Origin of the sequence: Limnobaculum parvum, from assembly GCF_003096015.2 — a bacterium.
Classification (GTDB): domain Bacteria; phylum Pseudomonadota; class Gammaproteobacteria; order Enterobacterales; family Enterobacteriaceae; genus Limnobaculum; species Limnobaculum parvum.
This window is the reverse complement of record NZ_CP029185.2, coordinates 2,597,101-2,619,214: the sequence shown is the minus strand read 5'-3', so window position 1 is coordinate 2,619,214 and position 22,114 is coordinate 2,597,101. Positions and strand designations below refer to the sequence as shown.

At 46.0% G+C, this 22,114-nt stretch carries 23 protein-coding genes; 15 read left to right on the top strand and 8 right to left on the bottom strand.

The window, feature by feature from the left end:
* The first annotated feature begins 486 nt into the window (after positions 1-486).
* From caiT to caiD, 5 genes are all read left to right on the top strand, one after another.
* Positions 487-2,016, top strand: coding sequence for an L-carnitine/gamma-butyrobetaine antiporter (gene caiT, locus HYN51_RS10985; RefSeq protein ID WP_108900061.1), 1,530 nt, complete (start codon positions 487-489; stop codon positions 2,014-2,016).
* Positions 2,017-2,050: 34 nt separating this feature from the next.
* Positions 2,051-3,193 carry a crotonobetainyl-CoA dehydrogenase gene (gene caiA / locus HYN51_RS10980; RefSeq protein WP_108900060.1) on the top strand — a complete coding sequence of 381 codons (1,143 nt, stop codon included), beginning with the start codon at positions 2,051-2,053 and terminating at the stop codon, positions 3,191-3,193.
* Positions 3,194-3,281: 88 nt separating this feature from the next.
* A complete protein-coding gene (gene caiB / locus HYN51_RS10975) occupies positions 3,282-4,499 on the top strand; it encodes an L-carnitine CoA-transferase (RefSeq protein ID WP_108900059.1) in 1,218 nt (405 codons plus the stop codon).
* An 86-nt stretch (positions 4,500-4,585) separates the two neighbouring features.
* A complete protein-coding gene (caiC, locus tag HYN51_RS10970) occupies positions 4,586-6,145 on the top strand; it encodes a crotonobetaine/carnitine-CoA ligase (RefSeq protein ID WP_108900058.1) in 1,560 nt (519 codons plus the stop codon).
* A 127-nt stretch (positions 6,146-6,272) separates the two neighbouring features.
* On the top strand, positions 6,273-7,058 hold the full coding sequence (caiD, locus tag HYN51_RS10965; protein WP_108900057.1) for a crotonobetainyl-CoA hydratase: 786 nt from the start codon (positions 6,273-6,275) through the stop codon (positions 7,056-7,058).
* Positions 7,059-7,147: 89 nt separating this feature from the next.
* Here the strand turns inward: caiD and smpB are convergent, their stop codons facing one another.
* The gene (gene smpB, locus HYN51_RS10960) at positions 7,148-7,630 is read right to left on the bottom strand and encodes an SsrA-binding protein SmpB (RefSeq protein WP_108900056.1); all 483 of its coding nucleotides are present in this window, start codon (positions 7,628-7,630) and stop codon (positions 7,148-7,150) included.
* A 235-nt stretch (positions 7,631-7,865) separates the two neighbouring features.
* On the opposite strand from smpB, the gene HYN51_RS10955 reads away from it, so the two are divergent.
* The gene (locus HYN51_RS10955) at positions 7,866-8,300 is read left to right on the top strand and encodes an SRPBCC family protein (protein ID WP_108900055.1); all 435 of its coding nucleotides are present in this window, start codon (positions 7,866-7,868) and stop codon (positions 8,298-8,300) included.
* Positions 8,293-8,577 carry an RnfH family protein gene (locus HYN51_RS10950; protein WP_108900054.1) on the top strand — a complete coding sequence of 95 codons (285 nt, stop codon included), beginning with the start codon at positions 8,293-8,295 and terminating at the stop codon, positions 8,575-8,577. Before HYN51_RS10955 ends, HYN51_RS10950 begins: the two co-directional genes overlap by 8 nt.
* Before the next feature lie 56 nt (positions 8,578-8,633).
* Here HYN51_RS10950 and bamE read toward each other — a convergent pair whose 3' ends face one another.
* From bamE to nadK, 3 genes are all read right to left on the bottom strand, one after another.
* A complete protein-coding gene (gene bamE, locus HYN51_RS10945; protein ID WP_108900053.1) occupies positions 8,634-8,981 on the bottom strand; it encodes an outer membrane protein assembly factor BamE in 348 nt (115 codons plus the stop codon).
* A gap of 263 nt (positions 8,982-9,244) precedes the next feature.
* The gene (recN, locus tag HYN51_RS10940; RefSeq protein ID WP_108900052.1) at positions 9,245-10,906 is read right to left on the bottom strand and encodes a DNA repair protein RecN; all 1,662 of its coding nucleotides are present in this window, start codon (positions 10,904-10,906) and stop codon (positions 9,245-9,247) included.
* An 85-nt stretch (positions 10,907-10,991) separates the two neighbouring features.
* Positions 10,992-11,873, bottom strand: a complete 882-nt coding sequence (gene nadK, locus HYN51_RS10935) for an NAD(+) kinase (RefSeq protein WP_108900051.1) — start codon at positions 11,871-11,873, stop codon at positions 10,992-10,994.
* Between the two features lie 125 nt (positions 11,874-11,998).
* Here nadK and grpE point away from each other — a divergent pair, with 125 nt between their 5' ends.
* On the top strand, positions 11,999-12,580 hold the full coding sequence (grpE, locus tag HYN51_RS10930; protein WP_108900050.1) for a nucleotide exchange factor GrpE: 582 nt from the start codon (positions 11,999-12,001) through the stop codon (positions 12,578-12,580).
* Between the two features lie 340 nt (positions 12,581-12,920).
* Positions 12,921-14,315, top strand: coding sequence for a cytochrome c peroxidase (locus tag HYN51_RS10925; protein WP_108900049.1), 1,395 nt, complete (start codon positions 12,921-12,923; stop codon positions 14,313-14,315).
* A 69-nt stretch (positions 14,316-14,384) separates the two neighbouring features.
* On the opposite strand, the gene ung is transcribed toward HYN51_RS10925, so the two are convergent.
* Positions 14,385-15,062 carry a uracil-DNA glycosylase gene (gene ung / locus HYN51_RS10920; RefSeq protein ID WP_108900048.1) on the bottom strand — a complete coding sequence of 226 codons (678 nt, stop codon included), beginning with the start codon at positions 15,060-15,062 and terminating at the stop codon, positions 14,385-14,387.
* A 389-nt stretch (positions 15,063-15,451) separates the two neighbouring features.
* On the opposite strand from ung, the gene grcA reads away from it, so the two are divergent.
* On the top strand, positions 15,452-15,835 hold the full coding sequence (grcA, locus tag HYN51_RS10915; protein ID WP_108900047.1) for an autonomous glycyl radical cofactor GrcA: 384 nt from the start codon (positions 15,452-15,454) through the stop codon (positions 15,833-15,835).
* A gap of 454 nt (positions 15,836-16,289) precedes the next feature.
* Here grcA and srmB read toward each other — a convergent pair whose 3' ends face one another.
* Entirely contained in the window at positions 16,290-17,630 is a 1,341-nt protein-coding gene (gene srmB, locus HYN51_RS10910; protein ID WP_108900046.1) for an ATP-dependent RNA helicase SrmB, read from the bottom strand.
* Positions 17,631-17,825: 195 nt separating this feature from the next.
* Here srmB and trmN point away from each other — a divergent pair, with 195 nt between their 5' ends.
* A complete protein-coding gene (gene trmN / locus HYN51_RS10905) occupies positions 17,826-18,572 on the top strand; it encodes a tRNA(1)(Val) (adenine(37)-N(6))-methyltransferase TrmN (RefSeq protein ID WP_108902034.1) in 747 nt (248 codons plus the stop codon).
* A gap of 78 nt (positions 18,573-18,650) precedes the next feature.
* Here the strand turns inward: trmN and HYN51_RS16370 are convergent, their stop codons facing one another.
* Entirely contained in the window at positions 18,651-18,803 is a 153-nt protein-coding gene (locus tag HYN51_RS16370) for a hypothetical protein (RefSeq protein WP_157953030.1), read from the bottom strand.
* Positions 18,804-18,901: 98 nt separating this feature from the next.
* On the opposite strand from HYN51_RS16370, the gene rpoE reads away from it, so the two are divergent.
* The 4 genes from rpoE to rseC are packed head-to-tail and all read left to right on the top strand — an operon-like array spanning position 18,902 to position 21,579.
* Positions 18,902-19,477, top strand: coding sequence for an RNA polymerase sigma factor RpoE (gene rpoE / locus HYN51_RS10900; RefSeq protein WP_108900045.1), 576 nt, complete (start codon positions 18,902-18,904; stop codon positions 19,475-19,477).
* A gap of 47 nt (positions 19,478-19,524) precedes the next feature.
* A complete protein-coding gene (gene rseA, locus HYN51_RS10895; protein WP_108900044.1) occupies positions 19,525-20,160 on the top strand; it encodes an anti-sigma-E factor RseA in 636 nt (211 codons plus the stop codon).
* A gap of 3 nt (positions 20,161-20,163) precedes the next feature.
* A complete protein-coding gene (rseB, locus tag HYN51_RS10890) occupies positions 20,164-21,120 on the top strand; it encodes a sigma-E factor regulatory protein RseB (protein WP_108900043.1) in 957 nt (318 codons plus the stop codon).
* Between the two features lie 3 nt (positions 21,121-21,123).
* Positions 21,124-21,579 (top strand): SoxR-reducing system protein RseC, encoded by a 456-nt coding sequence (gene rseC, locus HYN51_RS10885; RefSeq protein ID WP_108900042.1) that lies wholly within the window; start codon positions 21,124-21,126, stop codon positions 21,577-21,579.
* Between the two features lie 118 nt (positions 21,580-21,697).
* On the opposite strand, the gene bhsA is transcribed toward rseC, so the two are convergent.
* Positions 21,698-21,958, bottom strand: coding sequence for a multiple stress resistance protein BhsA (bhsA, locus tag HYN51_RS10880; protein ID WP_108900041.1), 261 nt, complete (start codon positions 21,956-21,958; stop codon positions 21,698-21,700).
* Between the last annotated feature and the right edge of the window lie 156 nt (positions 21,959-22,114).

Genomic DNA, 22,114 nt, shown 5'->3' with positions numbered 1-22,114 from the left:
ACATCAAATTATCCTGATGACAATAGAAATACCATGATTCACTGGGTCAAAATAATACTTGGATCACCAATATTGAAAGTGACACCTCTGGATATAACTCTTTTTTGGTAGATGTTTTTATTTTTATTTAATTGATTTTAAATATTATTTTTAATGAAAAAGCAATAAATCATCTCATACACTCATTTTCGATGAGATGAGTTCAAGGACATAACTTGATTAAGATCACGGATTATTCACCGCTCAGATTTCATTATAAACCCAATATTCATTCGCTGTTTTTTTTGCATTAAGGAATATGGTTTGGATTTTTTATATATTAAATGTGTTGTCTATTCTGGTTTCTGATTCTGATGTTTAATTTAAAAAGCAAATTCATACTGGGGTGTGTTCACCGATTAGAGGTGACATGGATAGTTTCTATTTAGAAATGTAGCTCTCAATATTGCCATTGTGAGGAGAATATTTCATGGGGCAGATACAACAATGAAAACTGAAAATGAAACAGGTAAAAAGAAAACGGGAATAGAACCCAAAGTCTTTTTTCCGTCACTGATTATAGTGGGAATACTTTGTTATCTGACGGTGCGCGATCTGGAGGCATCCAACGCGGTTATCAATGCGGTATTTAACTACATCACCTACGAATGGGGATGGGCGTTTGAATGGTACATGGTCGTGATGTTCGGTGGCTGGTTCTGGCTGATTTTTGGGCCATTTGCCCATCGCACTCTGGGGGATGAGAAGCCGGAATTTAGCACGCTGAGCTGGATTTTCATGATGTTCGCTTCCTGTACGTCTGCTGCAGTACTGTTTTGGGGTTCTATTGAGATTTATTACTACGTTTCTTCTCCACCGTTTGGTCTGGAACCGTTTTCTACTCCGGCTAAAGAGTTAGGTTTGGCTTACAGCCTATTCCACTGGGGTCCATTGCCGTGGGCAACCTATAGCTTCTTGGCGGTGGCGTTTGGCTACTTCATGTTTGTAAGAAAAATCAATGTGATGCGGCCCAGCGGAACCTTAGCACCGTTGCTGGGAGAGAAGTGCTGTAAAGGGATCGTCGGTACAATGGTGGATAACCTCTACTTAGTGGCGCTGATTTTGGCGATGGGAACCAGTCTGGGGCTGGCAACTCCGCTGGTAACTGAATGTATTCAGTACCTGTTTGGTATTCCGCATACTCTGGAACTGGATGCGCTAATCATTGGTTGCTGGATTGTTTTTAACGCCATTTGCGTCGCGTTTGGCCTGCAAAAAGGGATCAAGATTGCCAGTGATGTACGTAACTATCTGAGTATTATCATTCTAGCTTGGGTATTTATCATTGGTGCAACCAGCTTTACGGTGAATTACTTCACTGACTCGGTTGGTGTGTTGCTGATGAACGTGGGCCGTATGTTGTTTTATACCGATGCAATTAGCAAGGGTGGGTTCCCACAGGGCTGGACGGTATTCTACTGGGCGTGGTGGATCGTTTACGGCATCCAGATGTGTATCTTCTTGGCGCGTATCTCTAAAGGACGTAGCGTACGCCAATTGTGTCTGGGAATGGTCGGCGGTCTAACAGCATCTACTTGGTTGTTGTGGACCATTCTGGGCAGTAACACCCTGTCACTGATCAATAACCAAACCATCAATATTCCTCAAATCATTGAACAGCACGGTGTGGCGAGGGCCATCATCCATACATGGGCTGCATTGCCGTTAAGCACCGTCACCATGTGGGCGTTCTTTATTCTCTGTTTTATCGCCACGGTCACCCTGATTAACGCCTGTTCTTACACGCTAGCCATGTCAACCTGCAAAGAGGCTAATGGTTACGATGAACCGCCGGTTTGGGTGCGTGTGGGCTGGTCGGTACTGGTTGGCATTATCGGCATCATCCTGTTGGCATTAGGTGGTCTTAAGCCGATTCAGACAGCGATTATTGCCGGAGGATGTCCGCTGTTCTTCGTCAACATAATGATAACCATCTCTTTCCTGAAAGACGCCAAAGCGACTCATTGGAAATATTGATCTTTTAACATCGAAAATAGAAGAGGCTTTACTTATGGATTTTACATTGACCGATGAACAGGAACTGTTTGTTGCCGGTATTCGAGATTTGATGGCGCAGGAAAATTGGGAAGCCTATTTTGCGGAATGCGACCGTAACAGTGAGTATCCTGAACGTTTTGTGAGAGCGCTGGCAGAGATGGGGCTTGATAGCCTGCTGCTGCCGGAAGAGCACGGCGGTTTGGAAGCGGGTTTCGTCACGCTGGCAGCGGTTTGGGCCGAACTAGGACGTTTGGGAGCACCGACTTATGTGCTGTATCAGCTGCCGGGAGGTTTCAATACGGTTCTGCGGGAAGGTACTCAGGAACAAATCGATAAGATTATGGCGTTTCAGGGCACCGGCAAACAAATGTGGAACTCGGCCATTACCGAACCGGGCGCTGGTTCTGACGTGGGTAGCCTGCAAACTAACTACACCCGCAAGAATGGCAAAGTGTATCTCAACGGTAGCAAGTGCTTTATCACCAGTAGCGCCTATACCCCTTATATCGTGGTGATGGCTCGGGATGCCGCCTCACCGGATAAGCCTGTTTACTCCGAGTGGTTTGTGGATATGAGTAAGCCGGGAGTTAAAGTTTCCAAACTGGAGAAGCTCGGTTTGCGAATGGATAGCTGCTGCGAAATCGTCTTCGATAACGTCGAGCTGGAAGAGAAGGATATGTTTGGCCGTGAAGGCAACGGGTTTAACCGGGTGAAAGAAGAGTTTGACCATGAGCGTTTCATTGTGGCTTTAACCAACTATGGTACCGCTTATTGCGCTTATGAAGATGCGGCTAAGTATGCTAATCAGCGGGTACAGTTTGGTGAGACGATTGGCCGTTTCCAACTGATTCAGGAAAAGTTCGCCCATATGGCGATCAAATTGAACGCCATGAAGAACATGCTGTTTGAATCAGCTTGGAAAAGCGATAACGACCAGATGACGTCTGGCGATGCGGCAATGTGTAAATTCTATTGTGCTAACGCTGCCTTTGAAGTGGTGGATTCCGCGATGCAAGTGTTGGGCGGTATTGGTATTGCTGGAGACCATCGGGTAACACGTTTCTGGCGTGATCTGCGGGTTGACCGCATTTCCGGTGGGTCCGATGAAATGCAGATTCTGACTCTGGGCCGTGCCGAACTGAAAAAGTATCGTTAATCACTCTCACCAGAGAACGGGAATGCTTTTGGTGACGAACTGATCTAAAGCATTCCTGAGCTGGTGCCTATACAAAAGGCTACTAATTATGTCTGAACGGTTATCCATGCCCACATTCGGCCCACTTTCCGGTTTACGGGTAGTTTTTTCCGGAATTGAGATCGCCGGTCCTTTTGCCGGACAAATGTTTGCCGAGTGGGGGGCTGAAGTTATCTGGATCGAAAACGTCACTTATGGCGATACGATTCGTATTCAACCTAATTACCCTCAACTTTCAAGGCGTAACCTGCACGCGCTGTCACTGAATATCTTTAAAGACGAAGGGCGTGAAGCCTTTCTGAAGCTGATTGAAACGACTGATATTTTCATTGAAGCCAGTAAAGGCCCTGCTTTTTCCCGTCGTGGCATGACCGATGAGGTGTTGTGGGAACATAACAAAAAGCTGGTGATTGCTCACCTCTCTGGTTTTGGTCAGTACGGTACGCCGGAGTACACCAATCTTGCTGCTTATAACACCATTGCTCAGGCTTTTAGCGGCTATCTGATTCAAAATGGTGATAAAGATCAACCGATGCCGGCTTTCCCTTATACGGCGGACTATTTCTCTGGTATGACAGTCACCACCGCCACGTTGGCTGCATTGCATAAGGTGCGGGAGACCGGTGTGGGTGAAAGTATCGACGTAGCAATGTACGAAGTTATGTTGCGTATGGGTCAGTACTTCATGATGGACTACTTTAACGGTGGCGAAGTCTGTCCGCGTATGACCAAAGGTAAAGACCCCTATTATACCGGCTGCGGCCTGTATAAATGTCAGGATGGCTACATCGTCATGGAGCTGGTGGGTGTGAATCAGATTCAGGAAATGTTTAAGGATATGGGCATTGACTCCCTGTGGGGAACCCCCGATATTCCGGAAGATACTCAACTGATACACCGTATTGAGTGTCCTAAAGGCCAATTTGTTGAAGATAAACTGGATGAGTTTTTGGCCGAAAGGCCGATTGCTCAGGTGTTGGCTCGTTTTGCTGAATTGAAAATTGCATCGACTAAAGTGCTTACTATTCCTGAGTTGGAAGGTAATCCTCAGTATGTTGCCCGTGAGTCTATCACCCATTGGCAAACCATTGATGGTCAGGACTGTAAAGGGCCTAACGTCATGCCGAAGTTTAAGAATCATCCGGGGCAAATTTGGCGCGGCATGCCAACCTTGGGCATGGATACTGCCGCCATTTTAGCCAACGTTGGTTACAGTGAAGCGGACATTCAACAACTGGTAATTAAAGGTTTGGCCAAGGTGGGGTAACCCCTTTAGTTATTAACATTAACTGAGTCATGTTTTGCCGTCATTGCACCCCCACCAACCGTGCAGCAATATTGGGTAGGTATTGAATGGATATAGTAGGTAGACAAGATTTACGTCAAATGTGGGACGACCTTGCGGAACTGCACGGTGATAAAACCGCATTGATTGTAGAGAATCTTCAGGGGCTGGCGCTGGAATATAGTTACCGTGAGTTGAATGAGGAGATTAACCGTACCGCCAATCTCTTTCATACGCAGGGGGTGGCTAAAGGCGACAAGATAGCTTTGCATCTCAATAACTGTGCTGAGTTTTTCTTTTGCTGGTTTGGTTTGGCGAAAATCGGTGCGGTGATGGTACCGGTTAACGCTAATCTGCTGAAAAATGAAAGCGCCTATATTATTAGCCAATGTGAAGCATTGATGGTGGTGACCAGCAGGGAATTCTATGCCATGTATCAGGAGATTCAGCAGGAGGCGCTGGCACCCATACAGCGACTGATGTTGATCGATCCGGTGGCAGAAGATAAGCCCTTATCCAATGTGCTGGACTTTCATCATCTGAAACAGGCTCAACCCCTCCATTTGATGCATTGGGAAGCGCTCGATGTTGAAGATACGGCGGAAATATTGTTTACCTCCGGTACCACCTCTCGTCCCAAGGGGGTGGTGATCACTCACTATAACCTGAGATTTGCTGGCTACTATACCTCTTGGCAATGCGCTTTGCGTCAGGATGACATCTACCTTACGCCAATGCCAGCCTTCCATATTGACTGTCAGTGTACTGCGGCGATGGCGGCATTCTCCGCAGGCGCGACCTTTGTGCTATTGGAGAAATTTAGTGCACGTACCTTTTGGGCTCAGGTATGCAAATACCGGGCGACGGTGACCGAATGTATACCGTTAATGATCAAAACGATGATGATGCAACCGCAAATGCCATGGGAAAAACAGCACTGCCTGCGTGAGGTGCTGTTTTATCTCAATATCTCGGATAGGGAGAAAGATGCCTTTGTGCAGCGTTTTGGCGTTCGATTATTCACCTCTTACGGTATGACAGAGACCATCGTTGGTGCCATTGGCGATCGCCCCGGAGATAAACGCCGCTGGCCATCTATTGGTCGCGCCGGATTTGGCTACCAAGTGCAGATCCGCGATCGGGATGGAACGCTACTGGGGGCTAACGTCACCGGGGAAATTTGCATTAAAGGCATCCCCGGCAAGACCCTGTTTAAAGAGTACTACCGCATGCCCGAAGAGACAGCTAAAGCATTGTGTGCTGATGGCTGGCTGCGTACCGGTGATTATGGCTATGTAGACAGCGAAGGTTTTTTCTATTTTGTTGAGCGTAGCTGCAACATGATCAAGCGTAGTGGTGAAAATATTTCCTGTGTCGAGTTGGAGAATATTATTTCTACCCATCCCAAAATAATGGACGTCACGGTAATTGGCCTGAAGGACTCGATTCGTGATGAGGCGATTAAAGCCTTCGTGGTGCTCAATGAAGGCGAAGTCATAACCGAAGAGGAGTTCTTCTCGTTTTGTGAAAGCCAGATGGCCAAATTTAAAGTGCCATCCTTTCTGGAAATCAGAAAGAGCTTACCAAGAAGTTGCTCGGGAAAAATTATCAAAAAAGGTCTGCACTGAGTTTGCTAGTGAAATAATAAAAAGAGCGCTTATACGACACGGTGATTCATGAGGATGCCGTATTGGTTTACTGTGCTCCATTATCAGCTCAGTGACGTTATTAATTGCCAGTTAATGGAGTATTAATATGAGCGAATCGTTACACGTAAGCCGGAATGGTCACATTCTGGAGATTATTTTAGACAGGCCCAAAGCTAACGCCATTGATGCCAAAACCAGTTTTGAAATGGGTGACGTATTTATTAAGTTTCGTGACGATCCTGAGCTACGGGTGGCGATTATTATCGGTGCCGGTGAGCGTTTTTTCTCTGCTGGCTGGGATTTAAAAGCCGCAGCGGAAGGGGAAGCACCCGATGCCGACTTTGGCCCAGGTGGGTTTGCTGGCTTGACGGAGCTTTTCAATTTGGATAAACCGGTGATCGCCGCAGTGAATGGCTATGCTTTTGGCGGTGGTTTTGAACTGGCGCTGGCGGCAGATATGATTGTTTGTTCTCAAAACGCCAGTTTCGCCGTACCGGAAACGAAACTCGGTATCGTACCCGACAGCGGCGGTATGCTGCGCCTGCCTAAAATATTGCCGCCAGCCATTGCTAATGAAATGATGATGACCGGACGCCAGATGAATGCCGAAGAGGCTTTGCGTTGGGGGATTGTGAATCGGGTGGTGGAAAGCGGACAGCTAATGGAAGTGGCTCGCGAAATGGCTCATCAACTGGCTCTCAGTGCGCCGTTAGCCGTGGCGGCGATTAAGGAAATCTATCGTGAAACCGGTGAAATGTCGGTGGAAGAGGGCTATCGCCATATACGTAGCGGCAAACTGAAAAATTATCCGTCAGTTCTTCATTCAGAAGATGCCTTGGAAGGGCCAAAAGCCTTTGCAGAGAAACGCGATCCGGTATGGAAAGGAAAGTAAGCCAGAGGTCAGTGTGGTTTGCCAACACGATACGCACTTATATGCTTATCGTGTTGGTGAAAGCTACATTAACAGAAAGTAGCCAACCCTTAGCGGTTGGCGTTCTTCATAATCCGCGCTTTATTTAACTGCCATTCGCGATCTTTAATGTCGGTACGCTTATCGTGCAGTTGTTTACCTTTTGCCACGCCGATTTTGATTTTGCTCCAGGCATTTTTCCAGTACATGGAAAGGGCAACAATGGTGTAGCCATCGCGATTTGCCAAGCCAAACAGCTTATCAAGTTCTTTTCTGTTTAACAGAAGCTTGCGGGTACGAGTTGGGTCACAAACAATATGTGACGAGGCAACGTTAAGTGGGATGATGGTGGCCCCAAACAGATAGGCTTCACCGTCACGGAATACCACATAGCTGTCGCTGATATTTGCTTTGCCCGCGCGCATGGATTTTACTTCCCAGCCTTGCAGGGCTAAACCCGCCTCGATCTCTTCTTCGATGAAGTATTCGTGGCGTGCTCGTTTGTTCATCGCAATGGTTGCGGAACCGGGTTTGTATGCTTTTTTCTTTGTCATAATGTTTTTATTATACTTAATGCTGATTTGAAAGATATCCCCTAAGCGCTCTGCTCGGGTAATTTTCTTCCATTACGTTTTATTATATCGGTGTATTCACTGGATGATTGCCTGTGGTTTACTTTTTGTCGGGAAAAGAGACGGGTGATAAGGTTTTTGGTCACAATCCGGTTAGATGATATGATTTGCGCCGTTTAAATCTTTCTTGCTTTCAGACCATTGATTAGGAAATGTTATGCAGCGTATCAAACGTTCGGCACTGGTCAATTATAGCGCCGGGCAAATGTATAAACTGGCTAACGATGTTCTTTCTTACCCGAAGTTTTTACCGGGTTGTGTGAGCAGCCGCATACTTGAGCAAACAGAAAATACCATGACAGCATCTATTGATGTTGCCAAAGTGGGCATTCGTAAGACCTTTACCACCTGTAATCACATGGTAGAAAACGCCATTATTGATATGAAGCTGGTGGATGGGCCGTTTCGCAGCCTGCAGGGCGGCTGGCTATTTACACCTCTAGGTGATGATGCCTGTCGCATTGAGTTTAATCTTGAGTTCGAATTTAGTAGTAAGTTGATTGAAATAGCCTTTGGCCGAATTTTTCAGGATTTAGCTCAAAACATGGTGCAATCATTCACTCGTAGAGCGAAAGAGGTTTACGGTGTCTAATATTCGTATTGAAGTTGTCTATGCCTTACCTGAGCAACAGTACGTTAAAAATCTAACTATGGCTGAAGGTAGCAGCGTAGAGCAGGCTATTATCGCCTCTGGCCTTTTGGAAATGCGCCAGGAGATTGACCTGAAAGTTAATAAGGTGGGTATTTTTAGTCGCGGGGTTAAATTAAGCGATTCGGTTCACGATGGCGATCGGGTAGAAATCTATCGTCCGTTGATTGCCGATCCTAAAGAGTTGCGTCGTATGCGGGCAGAGCGTTCAAAAAAATAAGACGCCATTTGGCGTCTTATTTATGTCATTCGCATGAGTAACCTGATTAGTGTTACTTAGTTTTCTTGCTTCATCATAGAAGTATCGTTAGTGATACCGCTTAATGAGCCGCCACCGTCAAACGTTAGCGTCAACGTCTGTTGTGTCACGTCCTGGTGTCCTGGCTGCTGGCGGAAGACGTAGAACCAAGTCTCGGAACCAAATGGATCCTGCAACATTGGTGTGCCTAAAATATAAGCCACCTGCTGCTTGGTCATGCCTTTTTGCAGTTTGGAGACGTCTGCTGGCGTTAAGAAATTACCCTGATTGATATCCGGACGGTAAACTACTTTTTCTAATGTAGAACAACCGGTTACCAGAATTCCAAGAGCCACCACAGCGGCAGTCAGCAATTTGCAGCGCATAATAGTACTTTCCTTTAGAACATAGGCTGTCGATGATAATAGACCTTGCGACATTTGGAAACCTTTACTGATTGTTTATCGAGGTCATTTAGTAAGATTTTATCTGCAAATCTGTTCTTATGCTTCAGATATGTGTTGATTCGACCCCAATTTTCACAAAAAGTTGAGCCGCATTAAAACTTTTGTTGTTAATTTGGCTCTTTTTATCGGTCGTTACTATCGTTTAACTTTCGCTCAACTATCGTTTAACGATTACATGAGTATCAGACGGCCAGCAGTTCTTTGGCGTTGGCTAAGGTGTTGCGGGTAATTTCGCTGCCGCCCAGTAAGCGGGCCAGTTCTTGCAAACGGGCATTTTTATCCAGCAGCAACATTTGGGTTTCGGTCTCTTCGCCATCGGTTTGCTTACTGACATAAAAGTGCTGATGACCATTACCGGCAACTTGAGGTAAGTGTGTGACGCACATAACTTGGGTGGATTCACCCAACTGACGCAGCAGCTTACCGACGATAGCAGCGGTTGGCCCGCTGATACCGACATCCACTTCATCAAATATTAACGCTGGGGTATCCATTTTCTGTGCGGTAATCACCTGAACCGCCAAGGCAATACGTGACAGTTCACCACCGGAAGCTACTTTAGACAGCCCTTGCAGTGGTTGTCCTGGGTTAGTGCTGACCCGGAAATCAACTCGGTCGGCACCTTCGGTATTCAGATGTTCTGGCTGCCATTCCACATCAATCACCAACTGACCGTGCGGCATGGCCAGTGAGTGCATGCTGTCAGTGATCATGGTGGAAAGTTCTGCGGCATAGTGGGCACGTTGCACATGCAGACGTTTAGCCACTTCCAGAGCCTGTTTATGATGCTGAGCAACCGCTTCGGTCAGTGCTTCGTAATCATCACCCTGACGGCTGATTTGTTGCTGTTCATCTAGCAATTGCTGATGGAGATCCGGTAACTGTTCCGGCGCAATATGGTGTTTACGAGCCAGAGCCAATTGACGAGACAGGCGTTGTTCCAGTTCATACAGGCGTACTGGATCCATGTCCATCCGCTCCGCGTAGTGACGGAGTTCTTCGCTGGTCTCGCTAACCTGAATGGCGGCCTCCTCCAGCATGGTCAGCAGCCCCGCCATTTTTTCATCGATAGCGGAAAGTTCTTGCAGGCTATGTTTCGCGTGATTCAGCAGGCTGAGTACGTTTTGTTCTTCATTTTCAGCCAGTACCTGTAAGGTATCCTGACTCAGTGAGAGCAGTTGACCGCTGTTAGCCAAACGTTTGTACTCTTCATCAATCAGTTCATATTCGCCAGCCTGTGGGGCAAATTCATTCAGCTCTTTGAGCTGATACTGTAATAGTTGCTGGCGGGATTCATGTTCAAGACTCTGCTGTTGAAACTGTGCCAGTTGGGTACAGCTCTGATGCCAGCATTGATAACTCTGCTGCATCTCATTAGCCAGTTCCGTTTGGTGTATGTAAGCATCCAGCAGATGTTTTTGGTGTTCAGGCTTTAGCAGCAACTGGTGGGCGTGTTGACCATGAATTTGAATCAGTAGCTGACCCAGTTCACGCAGTTGGGATACAGGAACCGCCGTACCGTTAATAAAACCACGGGAACGACCATCAGCGCTGATCACCCTGCGTAACAGACACTCTTGCTGGTCGTCTAACTGATTATCTTCCAGCCATTGGTGGGCTGCTGGGGTATCTTTCAGGGAGAAGCGGGCACAGATATCAGCCCGGTTGGCACCGTTACGCACCATCGCCGCTTCGGAACGGCTACCTAGACATAAGCCCAATGCATCAATAGCAATCGACTTACCGGCACCGGTCTCACCGGTAATGGCTGTCATACCTGACTGAAAATCAATTTCCAGTTCGCGAACAATGGCAAAATTACTAATGGTTAACTGTGCCAGCATGGTTGTCTTCCTGTGTAACCCAATGACTGTAATTACATACAGTATAATATGGTTTTATATACAGTAAAGAGGGATATTTGATTTTTCAGAATAATTTTTTTGACCACCCTAATTTTGTACTTAATGTATTGTAGTAGCTGTAATTTTTAGGATGAATCAGATTCAGGTGTGCTTCACTACGTTTAATGATGACTTCTTCATCTTTTTGGACCGTTAGTGCTATCTGGCTGTCACAGCTGATTTCTAGGTCACGACTATAGTGAGAAAATTTCAGATGAATAATGCTATCACCACTGATAACCAGAGGTCTGGAGGTTAGGGTATGTGGGAACATGGGGACCAAAGCGATAGCATCCAGCGTTGGTGTCAGAATAGGGCCACCGGCGGACAGTGAATAGGCCGTTGAACCAGTAGGGGTAGAAATGATCAGACCATCGGAACGTTGAGAGAAGGCAAAGTTATTATCGATATACACTTCAAACTCAATCATATGGGCCACTTTACCCGGATGCAGCACCACCTCGTTCATGGCGGTGCTAAGGCGAGGTGGCTGACCCGCATGATGCAGCTGTGCTTCCAGCAAAAAACGTTTTTCGGTGATGAACTCGCCTGATAGTACTTCAGAAAGTTGCTGATGGAGGTTATCTGGATTGAGATCGGTAAGAAAACCGAGGTTCCCGCGGTTAACGCCAATGACTTTAATATCGTAACAGGAGAGAACCCGTGCCGCTCCCAGCATATTTCCGTCACCACCGATGACTACCGCCAGATCGGCCTGTTGTCCAATTTCCGACAGGCTACCGGTGGTCATATCCTCCAGATTTAAATCGTTTGCTATTTGTTGCTCTACAATAACAGTATAACCGTTGCTCTTTAGCCAGTGGTATAATGCCTTGTGTGTCGCTAATGCTGAAGGATGACGTGGGTGTCCGACTAACCCAATGCAACTGAACTTGTTATTATTCATTTAATTTTTCCTGTCAGATGCGACAATAGCATCCATACAATATGAATGACTTCCTTGATTCGTCAATTTTCATCCCCATAATATAAGCGAACAAGTGAGCGTAATGCCAAACTGCGGAGATTTACATGAGTAGTAAAGAACAAAACACCCCTAATGAGCAAGTCTTGGATGAGACATTAAACGAGCACCAGCGAGTGGAAGGCGCAGAACAAGCCGCAGAGATAGAGATAAATACTCAAATTTTTGAGCAAGTTGCTAATCTGGAAGCTCAGCTGGCTCAGGCTCAGCAGCAGGAGCGCGAGAATATTTTACGCGTTCGTGCCGAAGTTGAAAATGTCCGTCGTCGTGCAGAGCAAGACGTGGAAAAAGCACATAAGTTTGCCTTAGAAAAGTTCTCCATTGAGTTGCTTCCGGTGATTGATAACCTTGAGCGCGCTTTGGCTTCTGCCGATAAAGAGAATCCTGACTTGGCTGCGTTGGTGGAAGGTGTGGATCTGACCCTGAAATCACTGCTTAATGCAGTCAGTAGATTTGGTGTGGAAGTGGTGGAAGAGGTTAATGTTCCTTTCAACCCTGAGCTACATCAGGCAATGACCATGATGGAGTCTGCCGATCATGCACCAAACCATGTAATGATGGTGATGCAAAAAGGCTATACCCTAAATGGCCGTTTGATTCGCCCGGCAATGGTGGCTGTTTCTAAATAGTCGGGATACAAACGAATGCTAATTGGACTTGATAAGAGTTAGCGTTATGATTAATGTGAGATAGGAGTCTAAAATAAACCTTATCTCACATTTCTATATTTTTATATTATTCAATTTATTAGATGTAATTTTTATTCGCTTCCCCGATTTTTATCAGATATTCCCAACCAAATACCTATTAATAGCTAGAGCCTATTCTAATGATAGGTAAGACTGCCTGTGATACTTGATCCGCATCAATTCGATATTTTTCTTACCAGAGATAATCCAAAAGATTTTCATCATGAGGTCGCATTTTCTCATGACATACCAATAAGACAGAGAAGAATCTGAGGGAACTATGATAAAGAAGCTAATCGTAGGAGCTTGTGCTTTAGGCATAGTCGGTTATCTGGGGACGGCAGCCTATATTTACAATTATGATGCTAAGCGAAGCGAGCGTTTGATTGCCACAGTAGCACCGAAAGGTGATTCGCATGTGAGAGAAATTTTCTATCAGCGTGGTTGCGAATATTGCCATACCGCTAATGCCGAGATGCCTTTCTATGCAGCATTTCCAATTGCCAAGCAATTAATGGCACACGATGTGAAGATGGGCTATATACACTTCAACCTAGAAGGCACCATGGATAGCCTGGTTAATGGTACGGCAGCACCAGAGTCAGACTTGGCTAAAATTGAACGCGCTATTCGGGACGAAATCATGCCTCCTGGTCGCTATACTGCCGTGCACTGGCGCGGTGGCGTAACGGCAGAAGATAAAGCGGCGATTTTGGCCTGGGCGCAAGAGCAACGATCTAAATACTACGTCACAGAGGGCGTCAGCCCAGCCTTTAAGAACGAGGTGGTTCAACCATTACCTGCTCCTATGCCAACGGATCCAAAGAAAGTGGCGATGGGGTCTATCCTTTATCATGACAACCGTTTATCCGGTGATAACTCACTGTCATGTGAAAGTTGTCATAAGTTAGATGCGGGTGGTGTTGATAATCTGATTACTTCAAAAGGTATCAACGGTTCAATTGGGCCAATTAACGCACCAACCGTGTTTAACTCGGTGTATAACATTGAACAATTCTGGGATGGACGTGCGAAAAACCTGCAAGCGCAAGCGGGGGGGCCTCCTCTGAATCCAATTGAGATGGGCTCAGAATCTTGGGATCAAATCATTGGTAAACTGTCTCAGGATCCGGCGTTGACCGCGGCATTTACTGAAGTTTATCCGCAAGGTTTTACCGCGGACACTATTACTGACGCTATCGCAGAGTTTGAAAAGACAGTGGTAACGCCAAACAGTGCATTTGACCGCTTCATGAAGGGTGATGATAGTGCATTAACGGCTCAGCAGAAGCGCGGTTTCCAACTGTTCAAAGATAACAAGTGCGGAACTTGTCACGTAGGTAAAAACTTGGGTGGTCAGTCGTTTGAAATGATGGGGTTGAAAGAAGATTACTTCGCTGCTCGCGGTGGCATCACCGATGCAGATCGGGGGCGTTTCAACTTCACTACCTTTGAACGCGACCGTAACCGCTTTAAGGTACCCACTCTGAGAAATATCGAGCAAACTGCACCATATCTGCATGACGGTAGTATGGACACTCTGAAAAGTGCGGTTGAGATGATGCTTAAGTATCAGTTAGAAGTTAGTCTGCCAGAAAAAGACGTAGATGATATCGTTGAGTTTCTGAAGTCTACTACCGGTGAATATAAGCTGGATCAGCCGACCAAGCTCTAATCTTGGCTGAAGTTACAATGCATAACCGCGCTAAAGAGCGCGGTTGTTTTTTACCAGCCAAACCGGATATCAAAGGTTATCTAACTGCCAACGGATAGGTGTCAGACCTTGCTGTTCTAGCAGGCTGTTAGCTTGAGAGAAGTGCTTACAGCCAAGAAAACCACGATGAGCCGATAATGGGGATGGGTGAGGCGCAGCCAGTACATGATGGCGTTTACGGTCGATAATGCGGCCTTTTTTCTGAGCGTGAGAGCCCCATAGCATAAAGACAACGCCGTCACGGTGATCGTTTAAGGCGGCAATGACTTTATCGGTAAAGGTTTCCCAACCTAGGCTGGCATGGGAGTGCGCTTTACCTGCCTCAACGGTGAGGACGGTATTGAGTAACATCACTCCTTGCGATGCCCAGTTTTGTAAATAACCGTGGTTTGGGCGTTGAAAATCGGGGATATCGCTCATAAGTTCTTTATACATATTGACCAGAGATGGAGGCGGTTGAATACCTGGTAATACGGAAAACGATAGACCGTGAGCCTGATTAGGGCCGTGATAAGGATCCTGACCCAATATCACCACTTTAACGTCTGCCAGCTCAGTTGAGCTAAAGGCATTGAAAACGTCTTTTTGTGGGGGGTAGATCACTTTTCCAGCCGCTCTTTCGCAGGCGACAAACTTGAGAGTGTCCTGAAAGTAAGGCTGCTGCTTTTCCTGACCAATAACATCATGCCATGTCAGTTTGTCGCTCATAGAGGATCTCCTTTCTTTTGAATGGTATATCGAGCGCTAAGAAAAAGGTATCGATGAATAATACAGTAAGGCGACTACGATTATGATCTTTTAATCGTGATTTCGGATGGTGAATTAACTGCGGTTATAAAAAAAGTTGAAAATTTACAAAAATAATTAAATGTCAAAAACGGGCAAAAATTGATATAAAACAAAAAGGTGACCAAATTGTCATTTTTCATGTATTTCAAAAATTGATTTTAATCAAAGAATATGAAATGTATCGCTGATATATAAGATAAAAAATAATGTTAGTTTTGTATTGCTAATGTTACGACTGGATGAATTCGATATTGTTTCCCCAAAAGATTAGGGGGAACTTAAATTTAAAATACTGATGGAGGCACCAAATGATTACTGGTATCCAAATTACTAAAGCTGATAACGCAACATTATTAAACTCTTTCTGGTTGCTGGATGATGAAACGGCTGAAGCGCGTTGCGTCTGTGCAAAAGCTGATTATTCAGAAGATCAAGTTGTACCTGTTAGCCAACTGGGCAAAATCGAATACCGCGAAGTTCCAATGGAAATTAAACCAACCGTACGTGTAGAAGGTGGTCAACACCTGAACGTTAACGTACTGAGCCGTGATACCTTGGAAGATGCGGTTAAGAACCCAGAAAAATATCCACAGTTGACTATTCGTGTATCTGGTTATGCAGTGCGTTTTAACTCACTGACTCCGGAACAACAGCGTGATGTTATTACTCGTACTTTCACTGAAAGCTTGTAATAGCAGGTAGTTTTTCGGAAAGGCCGCTGGGAACAGCGGCCTTTTTTATTGTATTTTTTGAATTGTTTTATTGGTCGTATTGTGTAAGTTTCGCCGCTTTAAGTGCGGTGTTTATCTCGGCAGTGGAGTTTGCGTCGAGCAAAGGGGCGTTGAGGCGAACGCCCCTCTGCACACCCCGCGCCTGCGCAGCCGACTGTTGACCGCCGCGTTGCGGCGGCAACCTCAGTCAGCAAAAAAATGACGCACCGGCGCAGAGCCGCTCCCGACGTCGCTGCGCCTTTCGCCGCATCCCTGCGGCTCATACTACCTTTTTATTGGCTGAGGCAACATTCGGATGCTTTAACCTGAAGGGCAAAGGGCAAAGGGCAAAGGGCAAAGGGCAAAGGGCAAAGGACAAAGGACAAAGGGCAAAGAGGCTTAAAAAGTAACGGCTCCGAAGGGAGCCGTTATTTCATTATGCTTTATCTGTAGGTGTATCCGGAGATGTGGGCTCATTGGCTGGCTTACGCCGTTTGCCTACGTTTTTGCTGTCCCGGTGGCGGACTTTTACTTTGACCTTTTCTTTATTTTTCTCTTTTTTCTTTTCTGCCGCTTTTTCTTTAGCTTTCTTGGATTGCTTACGACCGTTGGTTGGTCCAGGCGCTTTGCTGGTTGGGCGCAGTTCATCGATCACGCGTATTTTCAGTGGCTCCTGAAGATAACGTTCGATTTTGCCCAGCAGCAGGTGATCGTGAGATTCCACCAGAGAGATCGCGATGCCTTTTTTACCCGCGCGGCCAGTACGGCCAATGCGGTGCAGGTAGGTGTCGGCGGTGCGCGGTAGGTCAAAGTTGAATACGTGACTGATGTCCAGAATATCCAGACCGCGTGCTGCAATATCGGTGGCTACCAGAATGTTAACCGTTCCGTCCTGTAGGCGTTTAATCGCCTCACTACGTTTTGCCTGTACCATTTCTCCTTCAAGGTAGAAACAGCTGATGCCAGCATCACGGATCCAACTTACCAACTCGTGTAAACGTTCGCGTTTGCGTACGAAGACAATGGCTTTATGCACATCAGGTTGCTTCAGCAGATGGCAAAGTAGGGCGGTTTTATGCTTAATATCATCAGCGCGATAATACCACTGATGGATTTTTTTACGTTCACGGCGGGAAGGGTCCGCCTCAATTTCAATAGGATCGTTTAACAAGCGCTCGGCGAAGTCACGAATAGCTTCCCCTTCCAGCGTCGCGGAAAACAGCAGAGTTTGTTTACGCCAGCGGGTTTCTGCGGCGATGAGCTCGATATCCTGAGCAAATCCCATATCTAACATGCGGTCTGCTTCATCAAGAATCAGTGTTTCTACCGCACGGCAGTCAAAATTCTCTTCTTTAATATATTGCAGCAGGCGACCGGTCGTCGCGACCACAATGTCTTGATTCTCGCTGAAAACTTCAGCGTGATTCATATAAGCCACACCACCCGTAATAGTAGCAATGTCCAGATGTGTATGGGCCGCCAATTCACGTGCTTGTTCTGCTACCTGCATGGCCAGCTCTCGGGTTGGCGTCAGAATCAGAATGCGCGGAGGGCCGGACTTTTTGCGCGGATAATCGAGCAGGTGCTGAAGTGCGGGCAACAGGAATGCCGCAGTTTTACCGGTTCCCGTTGGCGCGGAACCCAGAACGTCACGTCCATCCATCGCTGCCGGGATAGCCGCGGCCTGAATGGCTGTTGGGCGCTCATAGCCCTTGTCACTTAATGCATCCAGCAACAGCTGGTCGAGATCGAGTGCGGAAAAGTCTAATACTGTCATTATCTACCTCTACTTGGGGCGCCGATTATAGATGTATTGAGCGCGATCTTCATCTGTTATTGTTGACATCAGGCATTTATCTTCGTTTTCGGTTAGAATTCATCTGACGTTATTGGTGAATGAAATTATTGGCAAAATACAGAATAATTCGCTGTATTGGCAGTAAAAGCGTATGGGTTATTTATGCAGGTTACGATGAAACAAGATAGGGAGAAACCTTTACTTCGCCGCGGTGGTTTCACATTTAAGCAATTTTTTGTTGGTCATGACCGATGTGGAATGAAGGTAACGACAGACGGCGTTATTTTAGGAACTTGGACTCATGTGGGTTCATGTCGACGCATTTTGGATATTGGCACTGGAACCGGATTATTAGCACTGATGCTGGCACAGCGCAGTGAACAGCAGGTTATGATTGACGCGGTTGAGATTGATCTTGCGGCTTGTCAGCAAGCGCAAGAGAATGTTCAGGCTACACCATGGCATCAGCGTATCAGGGTATTTAATCAGGATATTGCTGATTATGCTGAAATAGCGGATAGCCGCTATGATTTAATCGTCAGTAATCCTCCCTATTTTCCAGAGGGAACAGATTGTCGCGATGAGTCTAGAGCTAAAGCGCGTTATACCCATATTCTTAGCCATCAGAATTTGCTGATGTACGCTGATAAATTGCTGGCACCACAGGGGCGATTTTCGGTGATGTTACCTTGTGCCTCTGGTGAACAGTTGGAAAAACTGGCGTTGGATATGGGGTGGTTTGTTGTCCGCCGTACTTGGGTTTGTGATGTGCCGGATAAATTACCTTATATTGTGCTGTTGGAGTTATCCAAAGTTCCACTCATTTGTGATGAGCAGAAGCTGGTGACGCATCAATCAGGTAGAAAAGATTACACGGAAGAATTTAAACAGTTAGCCAAAGATTTTTATCTTGCACTCTGAAAAATATATAAAAATAGCATGGCGAATTATTGCAATCTTTTGTATAGAGTGAGGCTGAAAGTGAAAAATCATGGTAGCCTACACCGAATCCGGTCTGGAACGGGTTTGTATTGGCTGAATATCCTGATGCCATGCACCTGATGGGCGTTCCAGAACGACAAAATAACAGGCAGATTGGTTGAAAAACCAGCTAACGATATTTTTACGCGTGAGATGTTGGGAACTAATCATTAAACAGCGTCTCTAAGAAGTTGCTTGCTCAAATTAGTACAACATATAGGTTTGGCAGCACGAAACGCATCGAGATAGTTGAGGAGACTTTACCTCGAATGAGCGAGCAGTTAACCGACCAGGTGTTGGTTGAACGGGTCCAAAAGGGCGATAAAAACGCATTTAATATTCTGGTTGTTCGTTACCAGAATAAAGTTGCGGGCCTTGTTTCCCGCTATGTACCACAGGCAGATGTTGCCGATGTGGCGCAGGAATCCTTTATTAAGGCCTATAGAGCGTTGGAGTCTTTTCGTGGTGACAGCGCTTTTTATACCTGGTTATACCGAATAGCAGTGAATACCGCGAAAAATTATTTAGTGGCTCAGGGGCGCCGTCCTCCCTCAAGTGATGTGGATGCTGGTGATGCAGAAAATTTCGAAAATGCAGGAGCATTAAAAGAAATTTCGAACCCTGAGAACTTAATGTTGTCAGAGGAATTGAGACGTATTGTGTTTGGAACTATCGAGTCATTGCCTGAAGATTTAAAGATGGCAATCACCCTGCGTGAAATCGATGGTTTGAGTTATGAAGAGATTGCAGAAATCATGGATTGTCCGGTAGGTACAGTAAGATCAAGAATATTCCGGGCTCGTGAAGCAATTGATAATAAAGTACAGCCACTGATACAGCGATAGTGTTTGTATCTGACTTCTAGGATGTTGTAAGAAAAAGGGTATTAGGCATGCAAAAAGAAAAGCTTTCCGCTCTGATGGATGGAGAAAGCATTGATAATGAAGTTATCAATGGGCTATCCCAAGATAGAACGCTTCAGCAAAGTTGGCATCGCTACCACCTGATTCGCGATACTCTGCGTGGAGATATCGGCGAAGTGGTTCATTTCGATATCGCAGATAAAGTTTTTGCCGCATTAGCGTCGGAACCAACGTTATCTACCGTTGATAAACCGGTAGTGTCACAGCCTCATCCTGCAACTTGGCAGAAGATGCCGTTCTGGCATAAGGTTCGTCCATGGTTTGCTCAGGTTGGGCAAATTGGTGTGGCAGCCTGTGTGTCACTGGCAGTGATTGTTGGCGTACAGCAGTACAATCAACAAGGCACTGATAGTACGCCAGATGCTCCGGTATTTAATACCATTCCGTTAGGCGGACAAGCATCGCCAGTCAGTTTTGATGTGGCAACGGAAGGTGCTCAGAATACTAATCAGCAGGTTCTGGAGCAGCGTAAACGCATTAACGCTATGCTACAGGATTATGAATTACAACGTCGTTTACACGCGGAACAGCTGAAAATCGCACCAAGGGCTGCTGATACCAGTGCAAAAACCAGTAATTCTGCGTCAACAGGGTTAGCGCAGTAGTCGATGAAACCAATCGCGTTTATTGTTTGTTGTTTGCTGGGGGGGCTCCCCCTGGCTGCGGTTTCTGAACCGAATCCAACAGAAGTTTTATTGCAGCAAATGACCAATGCCAGCCAGACTTTAAGCTATGAGTTCTCTTATGTGAATGTTAGCAAAGTGGGCATTGAATCCCTGCAGTACAGACATTCTATACAAAATGGTAAACCGCTGGTTCAGCTAATCAATATGGATGGACCTCAGCGGGAGGCCATATTGCGCGGTATTGAAGTGAGTTACTTCGAGCCCGGCATGGAGCCTTTTAGCATTCGCGGTGACCATATTGTCGACTCATTACCCTCTTTGGTGTTTGCCGATATTGGTCGTTTAGAACAAAACTATGATTTTGTTCCGGTGGGGCGTTCACGTATCGCTAATCGTATTTGTGATGTTGTTCGAGTAGTGCCGCACGATGGGTTACGTTATAGCTATGTGGTTTGGTTAGACACTGAAACCAAACTGCCTCTGCGTACCGATTTACTCGATCGAGATGGCGACACGTTAGAGCAGTTTCGCGTGGTGGCCTTTAGTGATGGCGATAGTGTAAAAGCCAAAATGGCTGATTTTTCGATGCCGGTAATGCCTCCATTGTTAGCTGTTCCTCCTACCGATAAACTGACCATGCACTGGAGTGTGGGTTGGTTACCTCAAGGTTTTTCCGAATCCTCTCGCAGCCGCCACACAGTTTCTGATGCGAAAAATAGCACGGTGGAGTCTCGACTCTATTCTGATGGCTTATTCAGTTTCTCACTGAACGTATCGCCGAACAGTTATCAGGGTCAGGCCAGTGAACACGCATTGCGTCAGGGGCGTCGAACTATTCATACCGAAAATCGTAATAATGTAGAAATTACGGTGATTGGTGAGTTACCTCCAGCTACCGCCAAACGCGTTGCTACCAGCGTAGTGGTCAATAAAGGCTGATAAATGTTACGTGAGTGGGCAACCGTCATCGATTGGCAACAGGGCATTGCGACTTTGCGCTGTGAACAACAGGCAGGTTGCAGTAGCTGTCAGTCAAAAGCTTCCTGCGGGACTCGAGTGTTGAATAAATTGGGGCCTCAGGTTGTTCACGATCTGCAAATACCGGTTGAGCAACCCTTATCTGTAGGGCAGCGTGTTGAACTGGGGATCCCTGAGTCTGGAGTGCTGTTATCCGCACTGCTGGTTTATATGGTTCCTCTGTTGGGCATTCTCTTGTGTTCTGCGCTGTTTTATTATTGGTTAGGAAGTGATATCGCTGCGGTTGTCGGGTCTGTCATCGGGGGGGTTGGTGGTTTCTCCGTTGCACGTTTTTATGCGGCAAAATTAGCCACTAATGCGTCAGTTCATCCGGTTATATTGCAGATAGGTATTCTTTCCGTGAGCCAGACCGAGAACTAAATTACTCGGAATTCCTGTGTTTTTCTTATTTTTATCTATCCTCAATGACACAATGGAAAAATCACTCCGCATGACGGAGTGATTGATTCAGGAATAGAAGGCGATAAAAGAGCCTAGCTTATTTATAAATGATCGCTGTGCCGTGGATATTCTCGCTGGTAGACGCAGAGGTAATATAATAGTGGCTTGCACCCAACGCATCGGCTTTGGCAGCGAGTTTACTTTCTAATGCGGATAAAGAGCGCGCATCGCTGGCGGAAATCGTACCGATTTTATCCAAATTTTCTGTTTGACTCCGAGTGACTTGTTCAGCGGCAAAAGTGCTGAAAGATAAAGTTGTTAGGATGGCGGCAGTAGCAATATATTTAATGCTTTTCATGGTAGATAGCTCCGGTTAGTTAACAGCTTGAAAGATTATTGTCTTTTGGTAACACACATTCTAAAGGAGTGAGTCTGAATGGATATCGGAGAGAATTGATTCATTTATTCAATTTATTTGAATGTGTGAAAGGAGGATGTTTAATCCTGTACGTTT